At 72.6% G+C, this 16,841-nt stretch carries 10 protein-coding genes; all 10 read right to left on the bottom strand.

Going from position 1 to position 16,841, the window contains the following annotated elements:
• Nucleotides 1-47: 47 nt before the first annotated feature.
• Nucleotides 48-3,275 carry an efflux RND transporter permease subunit gene (locus WMF11_RS09095; protein ID WP_437977195.1) on the bottom strand — a complete coding sequence of 1,076 codons (3,228 nt, stop codon included), beginning with the start codon at nt 3,273-3,275 and terminating at the stop codon, nt 48-50.
• Between the two features lie 44 nt (nt 3,276-3,319).
• A complete protein-coding gene (locus WMF11_RS09090; protein WP_437977194.1) occupies nt 3,320-4,501 on the bottom strand; it encodes an efflux RND transporter periplasmic adaptor subunit in 1,182 nt (393 codons plus the stop codon).
• Nucleotides 4,502-5,053: 552 nt separating this feature from the next.
• Entirely contained in the window at nt 5,054-6,652 is a 1,599-nt protein-coding gene (locus WMF11_RS09085; protein ID WP_437977193.1) for a glycoside hydrolase family 57 protein, read from the bottom strand.
• A 248-nt stretch (nt 6,653-6,900) separates the two neighbouring features.
• Nucleotides 6,901-7,806: a hydroxymethylbilane synthase gene (hemC, locus tag WMF11_RS09080; protein WP_437977192.1), complete on the bottom strand. Its 906-nt coding sequence runs from the start codon at nt 7,804-7,806 to the stop codon at nt 6,901-6,903.
• Nucleotides 7,803-9,392 carry a glutamyl-tRNA reductase gene (hemA, locus tag WMF11_RS09075; protein ID WP_437908061.1) on the bottom strand — a complete coding sequence of 530 codons (1,590 nt, stop codon included), beginning with the start codon at nt 9,390-9,392 and terminating at the stop codon, nt 7,803-7,805. The genes hemC and hemA overlap by 4 nt, the downstream gene beginning before the upstream one ends.
• Before the next feature lie 5 nt (nt 9,393-9,397).
• On the bottom strand, nt 9,398-10,309 hold the full coding sequence (locus WMF11_RS09070) for a cytochrome C assembly family protein (protein WP_437908059.1): 912 nt from the start codon (nt 10,307-10,309) through the stop codon (nt 9,398-9,400).
• A 178-nt stretch (nt 10,310-10,487) separates the two neighbouring features.
• Nucleotides 10,488-10,889, bottom strand: coding sequence for a hypothetical protein (locus tag WMF11_RS09065; protein ID WP_012234257.1), 402 nt, complete (start codon nt 10,887-10,889; stop codon nt 10,488-10,490).
• Nucleotides 10,890-11,097: 208 nt separating this feature from the next.
• Entirely contained in the window at nt 11,098-11,916 is an 819-nt protein-coding gene (gene pssA, locus WMF11_RS09060) for a CDP-diacylglycerol--serine O-phosphatidyltransferase (RefSeq protein ID WP_437551069.1), read from the bottom strand.
• Between the two features lie 166 nt (nt 11,917-12,082).
• The gene (locus tag WMF11_RS09055) at nt 12,083-15,616 is read right to left on the bottom strand and encodes a hypothetical protein (protein WP_437977191.1); all 3,534 of its coding nucleotides are present in this window, start codon (nt 15,614-15,616) and stop codon (nt 12,083-12,085) included.
• Nucleotides 15,613-16,785, bottom strand: a complete 1,173-nt coding sequence (locus tag WMF11_RS09050) for a TolB family protein (protein WP_437977190.1) — start codon at nt 16,783-16,785, stop codon at nt 15,613-15,615. The genes WMF11_RS09055 and WMF11_RS09050 overlap by 4 nt, the downstream gene beginning before the upstream one ends.
• Between the last annotated feature and the right edge of the window lie 56 nt (nt 16,786-16,841).

Raw genomic sequence — 16,841 nt, 5'->3', positions numbered from 1 at the left:
GGGCCGGGCGCGGCGCGCCGCGGCCCCGGAGCGCGGTCTGGGTGCCGCTAGTCGAGCTGCGCCGACGCCGGCCGGCCCGCGTCGTGCGCGACGGCGGCGCGCGCCGCGGCGCCGCGGTGCCCCGCCGCGGCGACCCCATCCCCCGCCGGAGCGACGCCGCCCTCCCCCGCCCCGCGCGGATCGCCCTGGTCGTCGTTGCCCCGCATGAAGGGCAGCATCCGCTTGAGCCACGAGGAGACGTCGTCGAACAGCGAGTAGGCGACCGGGGTCGCGAGCAGCGTCAGGAGGAGCGCCAGCGTCTGCCCGCCGATGATCACGAAGCCGGTCGCGCGGTTCGTGCCCGAGCCCGCGCCGCTCGAGACGACGAGCGGGATCATGCCGGCGACGAACGCGAGCGTGGTCATCAGGATCGGCCGGAGCCTGTCGCGGTTCGCCTCCAGGATGGCCTGCGCCCGCGGCAAGCCGTGCTCGCGCAGCTTGATCGTGTGATCGATCTGGAGGATCGAGTTCTTCTTCACGACGCCGAACAGCACGACGATGCCGAGCAGCGAGAAGATGTTGAGCGACTGCCGGAAGATGATGACCGCGATGAACGCGAACGGCACCGTCAGCGGCAGCGACAGGAGGATCGTGATCGGGTGCAGCCACGACTCGAACTGCGCCGCGAGCACGAGGTACATGAAGACCAGCGACAGGAGGAGGGCGACGAGGAAGCTCTTCATCATCTTGATGAGCTCCTTCGACGCGCCGACCGGGCCCGCGGAGTAGCCGGACGCGAGGTTCATCTCCGCGGCGGCCTTGTCGAGCTCCTGGATGACCGTCTGCTGCGAGTAGCCCGCCTCGAGGTTGGCGGTCAGCATGACCTGCCGCTGCCGGTTGTACCGCTCGATGCGCGACGGGCCCGTCCCCTCGGCGAACGACACCACGTTGTCGAGCGTCACGGCGCCGAGCTTGGTCGACGGCACCGTGATCTTCGCGAGGCCTTCCTTGTCGGAGCGGAAGCTCGACAGCGCGCGCGCGCGCACCTCGTACTGCTCCCCGCCTTCGTTGTAGGTCGACACCTTGTACCCGCCGACCAGGAGCCGCAGGGTGCTGGCCACGTCGCCGACCTGAACGCCGAGATCGGCGGCCTTCTTGCGGTCGATGACCACGCGGATCTCCGGCTTGCCCACGAGCAGCGAGGTGTCCGGATCGACGACACCCGGGATGGCCTTGAGCTTCTGCAGCAGCGCGTCGGAGTAGACGCCGATCTTCTGGAGGTCGGGGCCCTGCACCTGATAGGCGATCTGGGTGCTCTGACCGCCGGAGAAGGCGGGCACGACGCCGATGTTCGCACGGAGCTTCTCCGCGTCGAACTGCGGCGTGAGCTCGCGGCGAGCGCGATCGATGAGGTCCTGCTGCGACAGCGCGCGCTGATCCGCCGGCTTGAGCTTCACGTAGATGGTGGCGAGGTTCGGCGTCTTCTGCGGATCGTCGCCGATCGTCGTCAGCGTGTAGAGCACGCCGGGGAGCTTCTCGATGTCCGACGCGATCCGCGTGGCGATGACGCGCGTCCCGTCGAGGCTCACGCCCTCGGGCGCGCGCATGCTGACCTGGAACTGCGACTCGTCCTCGACCGGGAGGAAGTTGAACTTGGCCATCTTCCCCAGCACCGGGATCGAGAACAGCGCCAGGAGCGAGGCGAGCACGATCACCCAGCGGTGCGCCATCGACCAGCGGAGGATCGCCATGTAGCCGCGCTCGATCGGCCCGTAGAAGCGCGACTCCTTGGAGCTACCGGCGTCGTGCTTCTCCGGCTTCTTCAGCCATCGCGCGGACAGCATGGGCGTGAGCGTGAAGCTCACGATCAGCGAGACCAGGATCGAGAACGCCATGGTGAGGCCGAACGAGTTCAGGAAGCGGCCGACGATGCCGCTCATGAACGCGACCGGGAGGAAGACGGCGACCAGCGAGAGCGTCGTCGCGAGCACCGCGGGGCCGATCTCCTTCGTGCCCTGGAGCGCCGCCTCCCACGGGCTCGCGCCCTTCTCCTCGATCCAGCGGTAGCAGTTCTCGAGGACGACGATCGCGTCGTCGATCACGATGCCGACCGCCAGCGTCAGCGCGAGGAGCGTGATCCCGTTGAGCGTGAAGCCCGCCACCTTCATCAGGGCGAACGTGGAGATGATGCTCGTCGGGATGGCGATCGCCGAGATGAGCGTGCTGCGGGCGTTCGCGAGGAAGAGCGCGACGATGATCGCGGCGAGCACCGCGCCGAGCACGAGGTGCTCCTTGACCGCGTGGACCGAGTTCTTGATGAACTCCGACTGATCGCGGGCGACGGCGATGCTGTACCCCTCGGGGAGGCGCTTCTCCACCTCGCTGATCCGCGCCTTCAGCCCGTCGATGACCTCGACGGTGTTCGTCCCGCTCTGCTTGCGGATGCTGAGGAGCACGGCAGGATCGAGGCCGCGGAAGCCGGCGGACTCCGGCTCCGCCATGCCGTCCTGGACCTCCGCGACGTCGCCGAGCCGGACGGAGTAGCCGTCGCGGTTCGCGAGCACGATGTCCGCCATCTGCTGGACCGACTGCACCCGGCCGCGCGTCCGCAGGGTGAGCGCCCTGCCCCCTTGCTCGATCCGGCCGGCCGGGATCTCGACGTTCTGGCTCGCCAGCGCCTGGGCCACCACGCCGCCGGTCAGGGCGTACTTCTCGAGCTTCTCCGGATCGATCCAGATGTTGATCTGCCGGCTCCGGCCGCCGATGAGCAGCACCTGTCCGACGCCCGCGAGCGACTCCAGCTCGCGCCGGAGCGTCTTGTCGGCGAACTCGGTCACCGAGCGGACGTCCGCCTTCGGCGACGAGACGGCGAGCGTGAGGATCGGCGCGGCGTCCGGATCGAGCTTGCCGACCACCGGCGGTTCGATCCCTTCCGGCAGATCCGCGAGGATGCCTTCGACCTTGTCGCGCACCTCCTGCGCGGCGACGTCGACGTCCTTCTCGAGCTGGAAGGAGATCATGACCTGGCTGAGCCCCTCGACCGAGGCCGAGCGCAGCTCGTCGATGCCGCTGATCGTGTTGACCGCCGACTCGATCTTGTCGGAGAGCTCCGTCTCGACCTCCTCGGGCGCGGCGCCGGGGAGGACGGTCGTCACGACGATGAACGGGAACTCGACCTTGGGGAACCGGTCCACGCCGAGGCCGAAGTAGGAGAACGCCCCGAGCACCGTCAGGAGCAGGACGATCACCGAGGCGAATACCGGCCTACGGATGCAGATTGCCGCGAGCCATTGCATGGTCGCTACCTTTCTTCAGTAATGAGGCGCGCGGTGCGCTCGGCTCACTGCGCCGCCGCGACCTCGATGCCGTCCGCCAGCTCGCTCACCTTGTCGATCGCGACCTCATCCCCCTCGGCGAGCGGACCGACGACCTCGATGAGGCCTTCGATCTTGCGGCCGGGCTTGACGAGCCGCTCCGTCACGCGATCGCCCGACTTCACGAACACGCGCGCGCTCGTCCCGGAGGTGCCGACCGCCGACTCGGGGACGAGGATCGCCGTTCTTGACTCGCCGGTCAGCGTCAGCTGCCCCTGCGCGAAGAGGCCGGGGCGGAGCTTGCCCTCGCTGTTGTCGAACTCGGCCTCCACGGGCAGGGTGCGCGACGAGGCCTTCAGGCTCGCGCCGATCCGCTTCACGACGCCCGGGAACAGGCGATCGGGGAAGGAGGCGACCGAGACGCTGACCGGCTTGCCCACCTCGATGTGCGCGATGTCCGCCTCGGGCACGTCGATGCGCAGCCGCAGCGGGTTGTCGCGGACCACGACCGCCACGACGCGGCCCGGGCTGGCGTACTCGCCGACGCTGATCCGCTTCTCGGCGATCGCGCCGTCGAAAGGCGCCCGCACCGTCGTGTCGGACACCGCCTTGGAGGCGAGCCCCGCCTGCGCCTGCGCGGACGTGAGCGCCGCGACGGTCGCGCGGATGCCGTTGACCGCGGCCTCGTACTGCGCGGCCGCGTTCTGGGCCTGCGTGCGCGCCGAGTCCCAGGTCGACTGGGGGACGGCGCCCTGGTCGTAGAGCTGCTTCACGCGCTCGGCCTCGGACTTCGCGAGCTCCATGCTCTGCTTCGCGGCCCGGACCTCCGGCACCTGGTCGGGATCGATGCCCTTCGGCGACGCGCCGTCCTGCAGCGCGAGCTTGGCCCGCGCCTGCGCGACGGCCGCGGACGCGGCCTGCGACTGGAGCGCGACGTTGCGCGCGTCGAGCACGACGAGCGGATCGCCCTTCTTGACCCGGGAGCCCACGTCGACCGCGACGCTCACGACCAAGCCGCCGACCTGCGTCGCCGCCTCGCTCGTCTCGTCGGCGACCAGGGTGCCGCTGATGTCCAGCGTCTGCGCGAGCGGGCGCGCGGTCACCTTCCCGAAGCGCACCGCGGGCTTCTGGCGTGGCGCAGCGGTGTCGCGCGCCGGCGACGGCTGCGCGTCCGCCTCGGGGCGGCGGCAACCGGTCAACGTGGGCACCGCGAGCGCAGCGAGCAGCGCCGCGACGACGGCGGCGCGGGAGTGATTCGATGAGGCGCTACGAGCGCCGAGAGCCCATCGAGCGAAACGGCGCTCGGGTCCGCAAGGAGGATGTGTCATGGGGAGTCCGCCCGGTTCTTTGCCAGCGCCTGCCGGTGCGGTCCAGGAGCAAAGCTGGCGGGCATCACACTAGGGTGCTGACCGGCCGGTCATCAAGGGGGTGTTCCGGACAAGGTCTCCGTCCCTCTCGCACTTCATGCCGCCATGACCGCGAAAAACGTGCTGGGAGATGGGCGCCGGGTCGCGCGGCCGGCGGCCGGCGATGAAACGGGCGGGTGAATCGCGGGTCACCCTCCCGAAAAGAGGCGCCGAGGGCACCGCCACGGGGCGCACACGCCCTCCCACAGAGTCGACCGCCGTGGCGAGGACGGTCGGCGATCATGCGAAGTACCTTCGCACAATATTTTAACACAACTTAATCCTTCTTTACCGGAAAGAGATCTGCCCCTGGAGCGGGAGATCCGGACGCGAGCGGCGCGGAGGAACGCCGGCTCAGCGCCACGGGTCGAAGGCGCCTCGGAGCACAGGGCTCGAGAGCTCGACGAGGAAAGGGTCGAGCGCGCACAGCGCGTCGAGCCACGCCACGTCCGAGGGCGAGGCCGTGGGCTGCTGGGCCAGGGACGCGAGGCCGCGGGCGCGGGTCGCGTGGGCGTGGGCGCGCGCCTCGGCATAGGAAGCCATCTCCCCGGCCGACATCATGAAGGCCCAGTCGCTCGATTGAAGGAGGAGGAGCTCGCGGATCGCCTGGTCCAGCGCGCGGCCGGGCAGGCCGCCCGCGAGGCGGCAACGCGAGAGCGCGCCCAGCACGGCGCGCTCGGCGTGGTGCGCGTGGCGCCACAGGGAGGACGCGCTCGGGCCCGTCCAGAAGGCGCCGAACCCACCTTCGCCCCACGTCGAGGCGGCAGGCTCCACGACCTCGACGGGCGGATGGCGCTCCAGGTACGCGCCGAGCGCGATCGGAGCGGCGCGATCAGAGGCCGCGAGGCGGCGCAGGGCGTGCTCGAGGAACTCGGGCCCTTCGAGCCACCAGTGGCCGAAGAGCTCGGCGTCGTAGGGGGCCACGAGGATAGGCGGGGCGTTCACGCCGCGGATCGACGCGAGCGCGGCCTCGCGGCGGGCAACGAAGTCCGCGGCGTGCGCCCGCGCCTGCGCGGAGGCGCGGGCCGGGTCGTACGGCGCCTTGTCGGGGCCGGGCCCGGTCACCCGATGGAGCTTGAGGCCGGTCATGAGCCGCGTGCCGTTGGGACCGACCTCCCCTTCGAGCTCGCGCTCGGGCAGGTCGAGCCCGACGTCGCGGTAGAACTCGCGGTAAACCGGGTGACCCGGATAGCCGGCGTCGCGCGACCAGACCTCGCGCGCGCTGTCGCGATCGCGCCCGAAGCACGCGAGGCCGGCAGGCGAGAGCACCGGGACGGACGCGCCCGCGGACGCAGGCGGCGCGGCGAGCGTGAGCGCGTGGGCGTCGAGCACGGTGAAGCGGACGCCCGCCGCCGCGAGATCGGCGTCGAGGCCGGGCGCGTAAGCGCACTCGGGCAGCCAGAGGCCCCGAGGCTCGGGCGCGCCGGTGAAGGCCGCGAAGGCTTGGCGGCCGAGCCGCAGCTGCGCCCGGATCGACGCCGGCGTGGCGAGCAGTCCGGGCAGGTACGCGTGCGTCGCGGCCGTGGTGAGGAGCTCGACGCGGCCCGCCCCAGCGTGGCGCACCAGGGCGCCCGGGACATCGCCGCCGAGCGCCTCCCAGGAGCTCGCCGCGTCCGCGAGCCGCGCGCGGTAGAACGCGGCGGCCTCGGCGAAGCCGCTCCCGGCGAAGCGGGCCTCGACCCGGGCCGCCAGCGCGGTGAGCCGGCGGAGGTGGTCCTCGAACCGGCGAAGGAGCAGCTCGTCGCGCAGCATCGCGAGGAGCGACGGCGAGACGGAGAAGGTCAGCGGGGCGACGACGCGGTCGGCGGCGAGGCGATCGAGGACCCCGAGCAGGGGGAGATAACACTCCCAGAGCGCCTCGAAGAGCCAGCGCTCCTCCAGGGAGCGGACGTGCTCGGGGTGACGCACGTACGGCAGGTGAGCGTGGAGGACGAGGGCGACGTAGCCCGGCATGGAGCGCTGGGCGGCGGGAAACCGCCGGCAGGCTGTCGTCTCGCACGGTCGCGCCCGCGCGGGAAGCGCACCGGCCATGGGCGGCGCGCGAGGCGCGGACCCGGGCTCCGCCTGGAGGCGCCGGCGCGCCGAGCGCTGGCGATCCCATCGCCAGGTGACCGTTCATCCCGGCGTGGTACGGAGAGCCCTTATCAATTCCACACCAGAAATGTTCTGGACGAGGCAGCCTTCCAGTCGAGTTACACGCCTCAACCCTTCTTGAGCTCCGCCCCGAGGTCCGCTCCGAGGCGCTCGGCTTCGTGCGTGTTGCCGGGCCACGACAGGCGCCTTTCCGCCCTTCGCAACCGGGAGCCGTCGGGCTCGGCGAGGAGCGCCCGAAGCCATATCGCGTCGCCGTCCCGCACCGCATAGGCGGCCACCGGCGTCCGGCAACTGCCTTCCACCGCGGCCATCACGGCTCGCTCGGCAGAGACGCAGATCGTGGTCACGGCGTCCGCGAGCGTCCCGAGGACGTCACGCACGCTGTCGTCCGCCGTGCGGCACTCGATGCCGAGCGCGCCCTGTCCGATGGCGGGCAACGACACCTCGGGCGACAGCACCTCCGTGGCGCGGCCCTCGAGGCCGAGCCGCTTCAGGCCGGCGAGCGCCAGCACCACGGCGTCGAACGCGCCGTCGACCACCTTGCGGAGCCGGGTGTCGACGTTGCCACGGACCGGCTCGATCACGAGATCCGGGCGCGCCTCGCGCAGCGCGACCGCCCGGCGGAGGCTCGAGGTCCCGACCCGGGCGCCCGCCGGAAGCTCCGCAAGCAAAGCGCCGCTCCGGGTGACGAGCGCGTCGCGAGGGTCCTCCCGCGCGGGGATGCAGGCGAGGCACAGCGCCGGGGCGATCTCGGCGGGGACGTCCTTGATCGAGTGGACAGCGAAGTCGGCGCGCCGGTCCAGGAGCGCCTCTTCGAGCTCCTTGATGAACAGCCCTTTGCCGCCGATGTCCTGGAGCGAGCGATCCTGCGTCTTGTCGCCCGAGGTCACCACCTCGAGCTCGCGCAGGGAGAGATCGGGCACCGCCGCTTCGAGGGACCGAGCGAAGGCGCGGGACTGGGCGAGGGCGAGCGCCGACCGGCGCGTGGCGAGGGTGAGCTCCGTGGGCATCACGCTCCCTTTAGCCCAGCTGCGCTCACGGCCGCGGCAGGATTCGCGACGGCCATGACGCCCGCCTCGGCGGGGCGCCCGCTGGGCTGCCGCGCATACACCCCGTTGTCCTCGGCAGCCTGGGGGCGCGGATCGGCGTGCCGGGGCGAGGCACCGCCTCGAGCGCCGGAGGCGGGAGGCGCTGCCCCGCGGGCGGAGCGAGGCGTGGGAGGCCCGTCCACCGCGACGCGGAGCTCCCCCTCGGCGAGCGCCGAGGCGGCGGCGTTTTCGGGCGGCGCGCCGTCGATGTCGAACAGCTCCCGGAGCGAGTCGACGTGCTCGGCGACCCGTGGATCGCTGGCCATCGCGCGGAGCCGGGTGGTGGGCACGTGGAGCAGCTTGTTCGTGGCGGCGTCGATCATCATCGCGAGGGCCTGGCGCTCGGCCGCGCCGAGGTGCCGGAGCTTGCCGGAGAGGCTGCGCTCGACCTCGGCCGCGAGGATGGATCGCGTGCGGGACCGCAAGCCGACGATCGTGGGCGTCAGGGCGCGCTCGAGCGTCCACGCCTCGAAGGCCTGCGCCTCGTCCGCGACGATCGCCTCGGCCCGCGCCGCCTCGGCGGCCCGCCCCTCGACGGACTGCGCCACGATCTGCGAGAGATCGTCGACATCGTAGAGGTACACGCTGTCGAGCTTGTTGACGGCGGGGTCGATGTCACGCGGGACCGCGATGTCGATGAGAAACAGGCTCCTGCCCTTCCTGGCCTTGCGGGCTCGGCGGACGAGGTCGGGCGTGACCACGTAATTGGGGCTCGAGGTCGACGAGATCACGATGTCGGCGTCGATGACGGAGCGCTCGAGGTCGGCCCAGGGGCGAGGCTCGCCGCCGACCTCGCGGGCGAGCGCGGCGGCGCGGTCCGGGCTCCGGTTGACCACGATGAGGCGGGCGCCGGCGCGGACGAGGAGCTTCGAGGCGGCCTCGGCCATGTCGCCGGCGCCGATGAGCAGCGCGGTGTGACCGGCGAGATCCGCGAAGATCTGGCGGGCGAGATCGATGGCGACGCTGGAGACCGAGACCTGCCCGGCGCCTATCGCCGTCTCCGTGCGCACGCGCTTGCCGACCTTGATGGCGCGGTGGGCCGCGCGGCCGAGCCGCGCGCCGAGGGTCTTCGCCCCGCGGGCCACCTCGATGGCCTCCTTCATCTGTCCGAGGATCTGCGGCTCGCCGACGACCATCGAGTCGAGCGACGCGGCGACGCGGAAGAGGTGGAGGACGGCATCGCTCCCGACGCGGCCCGCGAGGTGAGCCCGGACGGCGTCTCCGCCGAGGCCGACGAGGGTCGCGACGGCGGCGCGCAGCGCCTCGTTGTCGCGCGAGAGCTCCTCGTCGGACGGCGGCGGAGCGCTCCCGGGGCGGGGCGGCGCGGGCGCCTGCTGCCGGGGTGAGGCGTAGATCTCGACGCGGTTGCAGGTGGAGAGGACGAGCGCCTCGCCGATGGCAGGGTGGGACGTGAGGCGCGCGAGCACCTCGGGCAGCCGATCCCGCCCGATCGCGAGCCGCTCGCGCACCTCGATGGGCGCGGTCTTGTGGGAGAGCCCGACAAAGATCACCTGCGCTAGCCTCCGAGCCCCGAGGCGGGACGGATGAGGTAGATGATGAGCACCGCCCCGGCGCAGGCGAGCCCCGCGATGGTGCCGTACGCCGCGCGGCGGCCGCGCCAGCCAGCGGCGGCGCGCAAGAGCAGCACGAGCGCGATGAGGAGCCATGTGGCGTAGCCGAAGATGGCGCGCATCACCTCCTCGGCGTTGCCCATCTCGAGCTGGTGCGCCCAGTACGTCCCCGTGACGATGCCGAGCGTCAGCAAGGGGAAGCCGGCGCTCAGGAAGCGATGGATGGCGCGGTCGAGCGTGTCGAGCGGCGGGAGGTTGCCCATGCGCTCCAGATGCCGCTTCCGCTTGAGCCGCTTCTCCTGGACGAGGTAGAGCGCCGCAGAGGCGCCGGCGAGCAGAAACAGGGCGATCCCGAGCAGGTTCGCCATGACATGCGCCGCGATGAACAGCGGGCTGAGCTTCGGCTCGGGGTGCGGCTTTCCGAGGAAGAACGTGCCGAGCAGGAAGGCGAGCCCGAGCGGCCCGATGAGGAGCCCGAGCGCGTCGATGCGAAAGCGATGGCGGGCGACGAGGTAAACGGCGATCGCGAGGAGGGACGCGACCGAGAGCATGAAATGAACAGAGTGCACCGGACAGACCCGCGCGACGAAGCTGGCGAGCGTGACGTAGGTCGCGTGCCCGAGGGCGCCAAGGCCGAGCAGCAAGGGCGCGTGCCGCGAGGCGGAGGCGGCGACCGCAGCGCTCGGCCGAGCGCCGGGGTCGTGGACGCGCGCCCCCGCGCCGAAGAGGCCCGCGAGGTCCCCCGTGGAGGGGAGCCGGGCGCGGCTGCGGGCGACGTCGAGGAAGAAGAGCGCGCTCGCAGCGCTGTAGAACAGCAGGGCGAGAGCGAAGCTGATCCCGGAGATGACCTCGGGCATGGCCCCGTTATAGCCTGCCTCACCGGGGATGGCCCGCCGGCCGCAGAGGCGGGAGCGTACTCTCGTAGGCCGAGGCCTGACAGCGCGGATGCGCCGGAAGGGGCGGGCGCGAGAGACCGTATCGGCAGCGCCTCGCCACCGCGGGTGTGGCGCGCGGAAGCGACCGGGCGCGGCGCCGCTACATCTTGCTGGTGAGGAACGCGGCCAGGAGCTCCTCGTCGCTCGTCGGGCTGCTGCTGGTCGCTGTCCCCGCCGGGGCGGCCTTGCGGTGCTCGGCGAACGTGCCCACCGGGGCGCCGATGAACCCCGGGATCACGTCGTAGGCGTTGTCGCCGATGATCATGGACCCCTCGAGGATCTCCGCCCCGAGCTCCCGCAGGAACGCCCGCGTCTTGACCCTGCCGAGGACCTCGTGGATGTCCGCCGAGCCCGTCACCTCGCGGAGCACGCGGATCGCCTCGATGATCTTGTAGCGGCGGCCCTCGGTCTTGATCAGAAGCTCGTCGTTGTTCAGATCGACGCGGTCGCTCGCGATCCAGTCGTCGAGCGCGGCCTGCGGAAAGAACACGCGGTTCTTCATCTCACGCAGTCTACTCAAAAATGAGCCGGAGCGGTTGGGTCGCGATGCCGGCCACCAGGGGTGAGCCCGAGCCGACGCGCATCATCAGGCCGCAGGCGCATCGGCCGCAGGCGCATCGGCCGCAGGCGCATCGGCCGCAGGCGCATCGGCCGCAGGCGCTTCAGGCCGCAGGCGCTTCAGGCCGCAGGCGCTTCAGGCCGCAGGCGCTTCAGGCCGCAGGGGGTACCGTGGGCGGAGGCACCGAGTCCCGACGCAGGCCGCGGAGCCGCGCAGGCAGGTGCCAGAGCGACTCGAAGATCCCGAGCAGCACGTAGAAACCCAGCAACCACACGAGCACGAACGCAGGCTGGAGCTGCGTCGAGATCACCGCGCTCGACCCGACAGCGAACGCCACGAAGAGCACCGTCCGGACGTTGAGCCGGAGATCCTTGAAAGAGCGGAACCGGATGGTCGAGACCATCAGCAGCGACAGGATCGTCGTGGTGACGAGGATCGCCGACGCGTAGCGCTCGCCGCCGATCTCGCCCGCGGCCGCGTGGTTCGCGACCACGATCGAGACGAGGATGCCCGCCGCGCCCGGGATCGGGAGGCCGACGATGTACTTCGAAGGCTTCGTGGGCTTGCCCGCCTCCCCCATGGAGAGGACGTTGAAGCGCGCCAGCCGGACCGCGCCGCAGGCCGTGAAGATGAACGACACGAGCAGCCCCGCGAGATCGAAGCGGTGCAGCGTCCACTGATACACGAGCATCGACGGCGCCACGCCGAACGAAACGATATCGGCCAGCGAGTCGATCTGCAGGCCGAAGGCGCTCTGGGTCTTCGTCATCCGCGCGACACGCCCGTCGAGGGTGTCGAAGAACATCGCGAAGACGATCAGCAGCGCGGCGCGGTAGAAATCATCCTCCGACTGCGCGGTCGCGGAGCGCCGGATCGAGTCGAAACCACAGAAGATCGATGAGAGGGTGATCAGGTTCGGAAGCAGGAACAGCGTCTTCCTGAGCTCGAACCGCCGTCGCTTCCGGATCATGCCGCCTCCCGTTTAGGCAGGCCAGGCTATCGCCGCAGGGACCGCGAACGCAAGCGCCGAAGCGCACACGCGAGTCGCTAGAAGGTTACCGCGAGCCAGGATCCGGGATCGTTTCATCTCACCGTCAGCTTCGTTTCATTCGTCGTTTTTGCTTTTCCGCCGTCGCTCAACGCGCGGGCTGCGCCATGCCCGGCTCGCTCCATACCGCCTCCGGGATCTCCGCGCTGGGATCGAAGCGGCACACCATCGGGCGGAGCTCGACGGCCGGGCCGCTCGATCCGCCCACAGCGACCGCCGAGCCCGCCGCGGGCCGGAACAACCACGCCTGGGCGAGATCGCCCGGGATGATCGCAGAGCGGGGCGCCCGCCCGATCGCTCGCGCCTCCCAGCCAGCAACACACGGCGCGGCAGGCGTACCGTGGAGCACCGTGGTGGAGGTCAGGAGCACGGTGAACTCGGGCGGGCTGGAGGGACCAGCGGCGTCCACGACGAGCACAGGGTGGCGTGTGCCCGGGAACAAGGCCGTGCTCCCGAGGAAGAGCGGCGCCTCCTGGCGCGCGGTCGCCGCGCGTTCGGCGGCAGAGCACGGGCGCGGCGCGTCTCCGAGGTCGAACGGCGTCGGCAGCGGCAGCGCGGGGCCGAGCGTGCCATCCCCGCGGAACGGCTGGAAGATCGACCACGCCGCCGCGTGCCCGGGGTGGGCGACCAGCGTCGCCACGCCGATCGACCGTCCAGCGTAGGTCCAGTCGGTGTGCACGATCCGATCGCGGTCCGCCGGCGGAGCGACCGAGACGGCATCGATCGCCCACGCGGCACCCGAGCCCGGCGCGGCGGACGCGCCGGTGGGAGGCGCCGGGCGGTGGGCGAGCAGCATCCCGATCGTCGGGCCGTTCGACGCCTGCCGGACCATCCCCACGCCGACGGGCTGGCCGTCCGCCAGGACCGCGTCGGCGCGCACGTCGAGGCTGCCGTGAAGGCCCGACGCGGGCCAGGACGGGAAGTCGAAGCGCTGGAGCTTCCCCGGCGGTTCGTAGAAGAACGTGAGCGCCGACTGAGCGCTGCCGGAGTGCGGCCTGATGAAGAGCCCGCGCAGCGAGACCGACAGGAGCGCGGGATCGAAGAAGTCGTCGGGGGGCGGCGCGCGGCGCGAGGCCGCGCCTCCCGGGCCGGCCTGCGGCCGGGCGCCCGCGCGCGGCTTTCGCGCGGCGTCGGGGACGACCTTCACGTCGCCGAGCTCGAACGGGCCGGCGTCGGGGATCGTGCCGCGGCCCGAGGTGCCATCCATCCAGTTCTCCCAGGCGACCTCGACGTTGCGCATCGGGGCCCCCGGCGCCGCCGCGCCGCCCGGGATCCGCAGGCGCGCCACGGCGTAACCCTCCATCTGGGAGGTGACGTTGGTCGCGACCCGCGCTCGCCCGAGCCCCGCCGGCACCGCGGGCAGCAGCGATCGCGTGACGACCCGCGCCTCCCCGGCGCCGGACTCGGGGAGCATCGCGGAGACGACGTCGACGGCGCCGTTCGGGGCGCGCGTGAGCAACGACCACACCGACCGCCCGCGCAAGAGCTCGTCGCCGTCGGGCAGGCCGAGGCCGCTCGAGTCGACATGGTCGACGCGCGTCCACTTCGAGGACGACAGCGTCTCGCAGATGATGGGCGTGCGCGCGGAAGGCTGCCCGCGCGGGGCCGGATCCGGCGCGCGCGACAGCGCGCCGTCGGCCTGGCCGCCCCAGCCGACGCGGGTCGCCACGTCGCCGAAGAGGCAGCCGCTGGCGCCGCACGTGATGGTGAGCTGGGCCTCGGAGACCTCGCGCGAGAGCGCCGGCATCTCCGGGAGCTCCGCCCAGCTCACGCCGCCGTCGAGCGACTCCCAGAGCGCCGCGACGTCATCGCCGCCCGGGCGCGCGCGCGACGCGAGCGCGAGCACGCGCCGCCCGAAGCCGGCGAGCGCCGCGCTCTCCGGCGGGGTCGTCGCCGTGAGCACCCGGCCGTCCTCGTCGGCGGTCAGGTACGTGAGCGAGCCGCGCTCCGAGAGCAGCAGGCCGACGGCGCCGTCTTCCGCCGGGCGCAGCGCGCTCTCCTCGACGACCTCGAACCCCTCCGGCGAGGGACCGTCGCCCGGCCCGCCCTCCTCGTCCTCGTCCTCGGCGCCGTCAGCCTGCGGGGCGGGCAGCGCGGCGGTCGCGTCGAGCGGCCGCGGCGCGAAGGTCTCGCCCCCGTCGTGCGAGACGAACAGCGCGAGGCGCTCGTCCTTGCCGCGGAAGCCGAGGAAATACGCGGAGCGCCCGTCCGCCGAGAACGCTGGCAGCACGGCGGGCGCGCCGAGCGTGGGGGCCGCCGCGAGGGCGACCGCGGCGCGATCCTCGTCGTGGGCGCCGTCGTGGGACAGGAGGAGCGGCGCGGTCGGCTTGCAGCTGTCCGCGCCGTCGCTCGGCTTGCAGACGCCGGTCAGGAGCGCCGCGCCATCGGGCGCCACCGCGACGCCGACCTGGTCGATGTCGGGCGTCTCCAGCGTGGCGGCCGGCGACCACGCGCCGCCGCCATCGTCGCTGCGGAGCACCCGCGCCACGACGCGATCGCCGTCCGGCTCGGCGCACACCGCGACGACGCGCCGGCCGTTCGCGCCGAGCTTGATGCTCCCGCAGTCGCCCGTGCCCGGCATGGCCGCCTCCTTGAGCGGCCCCTCGATGGGGCCGCTCGCGAAGAGCCACGGCGCGCCGGCGTCTTCCGGGCGGACCGCCTCGACGTAGCGATCGCCGCTCATCGCGGCCCGCCCGATCGACACGGCGGAGGCGGACGGGACGCGCGGGGTCGTCACGTCGAGCTCGACGTCGGCCGGCGGGAGCGTCGCCGCGCTGCGGGAGAACGCGGGCGTGCGCCGCGGATCCCAGGTCGCCGACGCGAGGAGCCCCTCGGCGAGGAGCTCGCCCCCGAGGGCGCCGACCCGCGAGAGGCCCATCGTCGGGAGCGGCGCGCGCGACCAGGTGCCCCCGCCGTCCTCGCTGGCGAACAGCGCCTCCGGCAGCGCGAGCACGAGCGCGCGGCCGCCGTCGGCCATGGCGACGCCGAAGGCGCGCGCCGGGGCCCCGCCCTGCCCCGCGGCGCCGTCGAGCAGCACCGGCTTCCAGCCGAGCTCCTCGCGCCACCGGAGCACCCCGCCGCCCCGGGTCACCCCGATCAGCGAGCCGCCGGCGCCCGCGACCTGCAGGAGCGGCTCGGGCGGAGAGAGCGCCCGCGTGAGCTGGCCGAGCGGCGAGGAGGCCTCGTAGATCGCGCCGCTCGCGCCGACGAACATCCAGGAGGCCGGCGAGCGCCGCACGATCGCGGTGAGCTCCTCGGGCGCGGGCGAGGCGCTCGTCCTGCCCTGGCCGGCGCAGCGCGCGGCCTGCGCAGCGGGCCCGGCGGCGCTCGGCGGCGGCGTGGACGTCCGTGGATCGGGCGTCACCGTCCACCGCTGCCCTCCCTGGGCGACGACGACGCAGCCGGCGCCGGCGAACGGCGCCCACGCGACCGCGGCGTCGGGCGCCGCCGGATGGTAGCTCCAGCGCGCGGGCGAGGTGTAGGCCGCGCCCGCGGCGTCCGGCGAAGGGAGGGTGGCCTCGGCAGGGCGGGGCGGCTGCGCCGGGGCGCCCGAGCAGCCCGCGAGCGCGCACGCCGACGCGAGCGCGAGCGGCGCGCGGGTCCGCGACGGCGGCGCGGTCATTCGACCCAGCGGGCGACGAACAGGTTGGTCTCGCCAGGCTTCGCGCCGTACCGGTTCGAGGCGAAGACGACGTGCTCGCCGGTCGGCGAGAACATCGGGAAGCTGTCGAAGCCCTCGTAGAAGGTCACGCGCTCGACGGGCGGCACGCCGTCCGCCGCCGGGGGCGCGTCGGAGTCGACGAGGTAGAGGTCGAAGTTGGGCATGCCCCGGGCGCCCTGCGGGGTGCTGAAATCGGAGGCGAAGAGGATCCGCCGCGAGTCCGGGAGGAAGTAGGGCGCGAAGTTGGCGCGGCCGTTCCTCGTCACCGGGCGCGGGTTCTGCCCGTCGGCGCCCCCGACGAAGATCTCGAGCGCGCTGGGCCGCACGAGCCCCTTGGCGAGCAACGCGCGGTAGTCGTCGAGCGCCGGTCCGGTGGGGCGGCTCGCCCGCCAGACCAGCTTGGTCGCGTCGGGGGAGAAGAAGGCGCCGCCGTCATAGCCGGGCGTGCTCGTGATGCGCTTGACGTCCGAACCGTCGAGCTTCGCCGTGTAGAGCTCGATGTCCCCGTCGCGCGTGCTCGTGAACACGAGGCGCGAGCCGTCGAACGCGACGGTCGCCTCGGCGTCATAGCCCTTGCCCTGGATGAGGGGGCGGAGCTCCGAGCCGTCGGCGTTCGCGGTGTAGATGTCGAACTCGTCGAGCGGCCAGACGTACCCCTGCGCGTGGTCGGGCTTCGGGGGGCACGCCTCGCCGGCGGCGTGCGTGGAGGCGAAGAGGACGCGCGCCTGGGCTGAGGCCGCGGGCGCGGGGAAGAGGAAGTAGCCGCAGGTGGTCTTGCCCTGGCCGTTCGAGACCCGGCGGACCTCGCCGCTCTCCAGATCCAGGATGTACTGCTGGTCACATTTGCTCCCGTCGCGGGTCGACTGGAACACGAGCTTCCTGCCGTCGGGCGACCAGTAGGCCTCGGCGTTCTCGCCGCCGAAGGTGAGCTGCCGGAGCTCGGCGAAGTGCTTCTCGCGCGGATCGGCGGCGACGCTCTTGCCGGCGCGGATGCGGAAGGGAAGCCACTCGGGCTTCGCCGTGGTCGTCGCCTCCGGGATCTGGCCGAGCGGCTCCTTCGGTCGGGGTTCCGAGGAGGCGCAGGCGGCGAGCAGCAGGCAGGCGAGCGGGGCGGGCAGCCTTCGTTTCATGGCGGCGCGACCATAGTACGAAAGCGGCGAGCCGTCGCGGGGAGGCGCCCGCAGCG

Source organism: Sorangium sp. So ce295, assembly GCF_051527405.1.
Taxonomy (GTDB): domain Bacteria; phylum Myxococcota_A; class Polyangia; order Polyangiales; family Polyangiaceae; genus Sorangium; species Sorangium cellulosum_B.
The sequence above is the reverse complement of the archived record's forward strand: the minus strand, read 5'-3'. Positions and strand labels throughout refer to the sequence as shown.

Bases quoted from the DNA above. Each gene is read 5' to 3' on its own strand.
- WMF11_RS09095 (WP_437977195.1), bottom strand. From the start codon at position 3,275: ATGCAATGGCTCGCGGCAATCTGCATCCGTAGGCCGGTATTCGCCTCG.
- WMF11_RS09085 (WP_437977193.1), bottom strand. From the start codon at position 6,652: ATGCCGGGCTACGTCGCCCTCGTCCTCCACGCTCACCTGCCGTACGTG.
- WMF11_RS09070 (WP_437908059.1), bottom strand. From the start codon at position 10,309: ATGCCCGAGGTCATCTCCGGGATCAGCTTCGCTCTCGCCCTGCTGTTC.
- WMF11_RS09065 (WP_012234257.1), bottom strand. From the start codon at position 10,889: ATGAAGAACCGCGTGTTCTTTCCGCAGGCCGCGCTCGACGACTGGATC.
- pssA (WP_437551069.1), bottom strand. From the start codon at position 11,916: ATGATCCGGAAGCGACGGCGGTTCGAGCTCAGGAAGACGCTGTTCCTG.
- WMF11_RS09055 (WP_437977191.1), bottom strand. From the start codon at position 15,616: ATGACCGCGCCGCCGTCGCGGACCCGCGCGCCGCTCGCGCTCGCGTCG.
- WMF11_RS09050 (WP_437977190.1), bottom strand. From the start codon at position 16,785: ATGAAACGAAGGCTGCCCGCCCCGCTCGCCTGCCTGCTGCTCGCCGCC.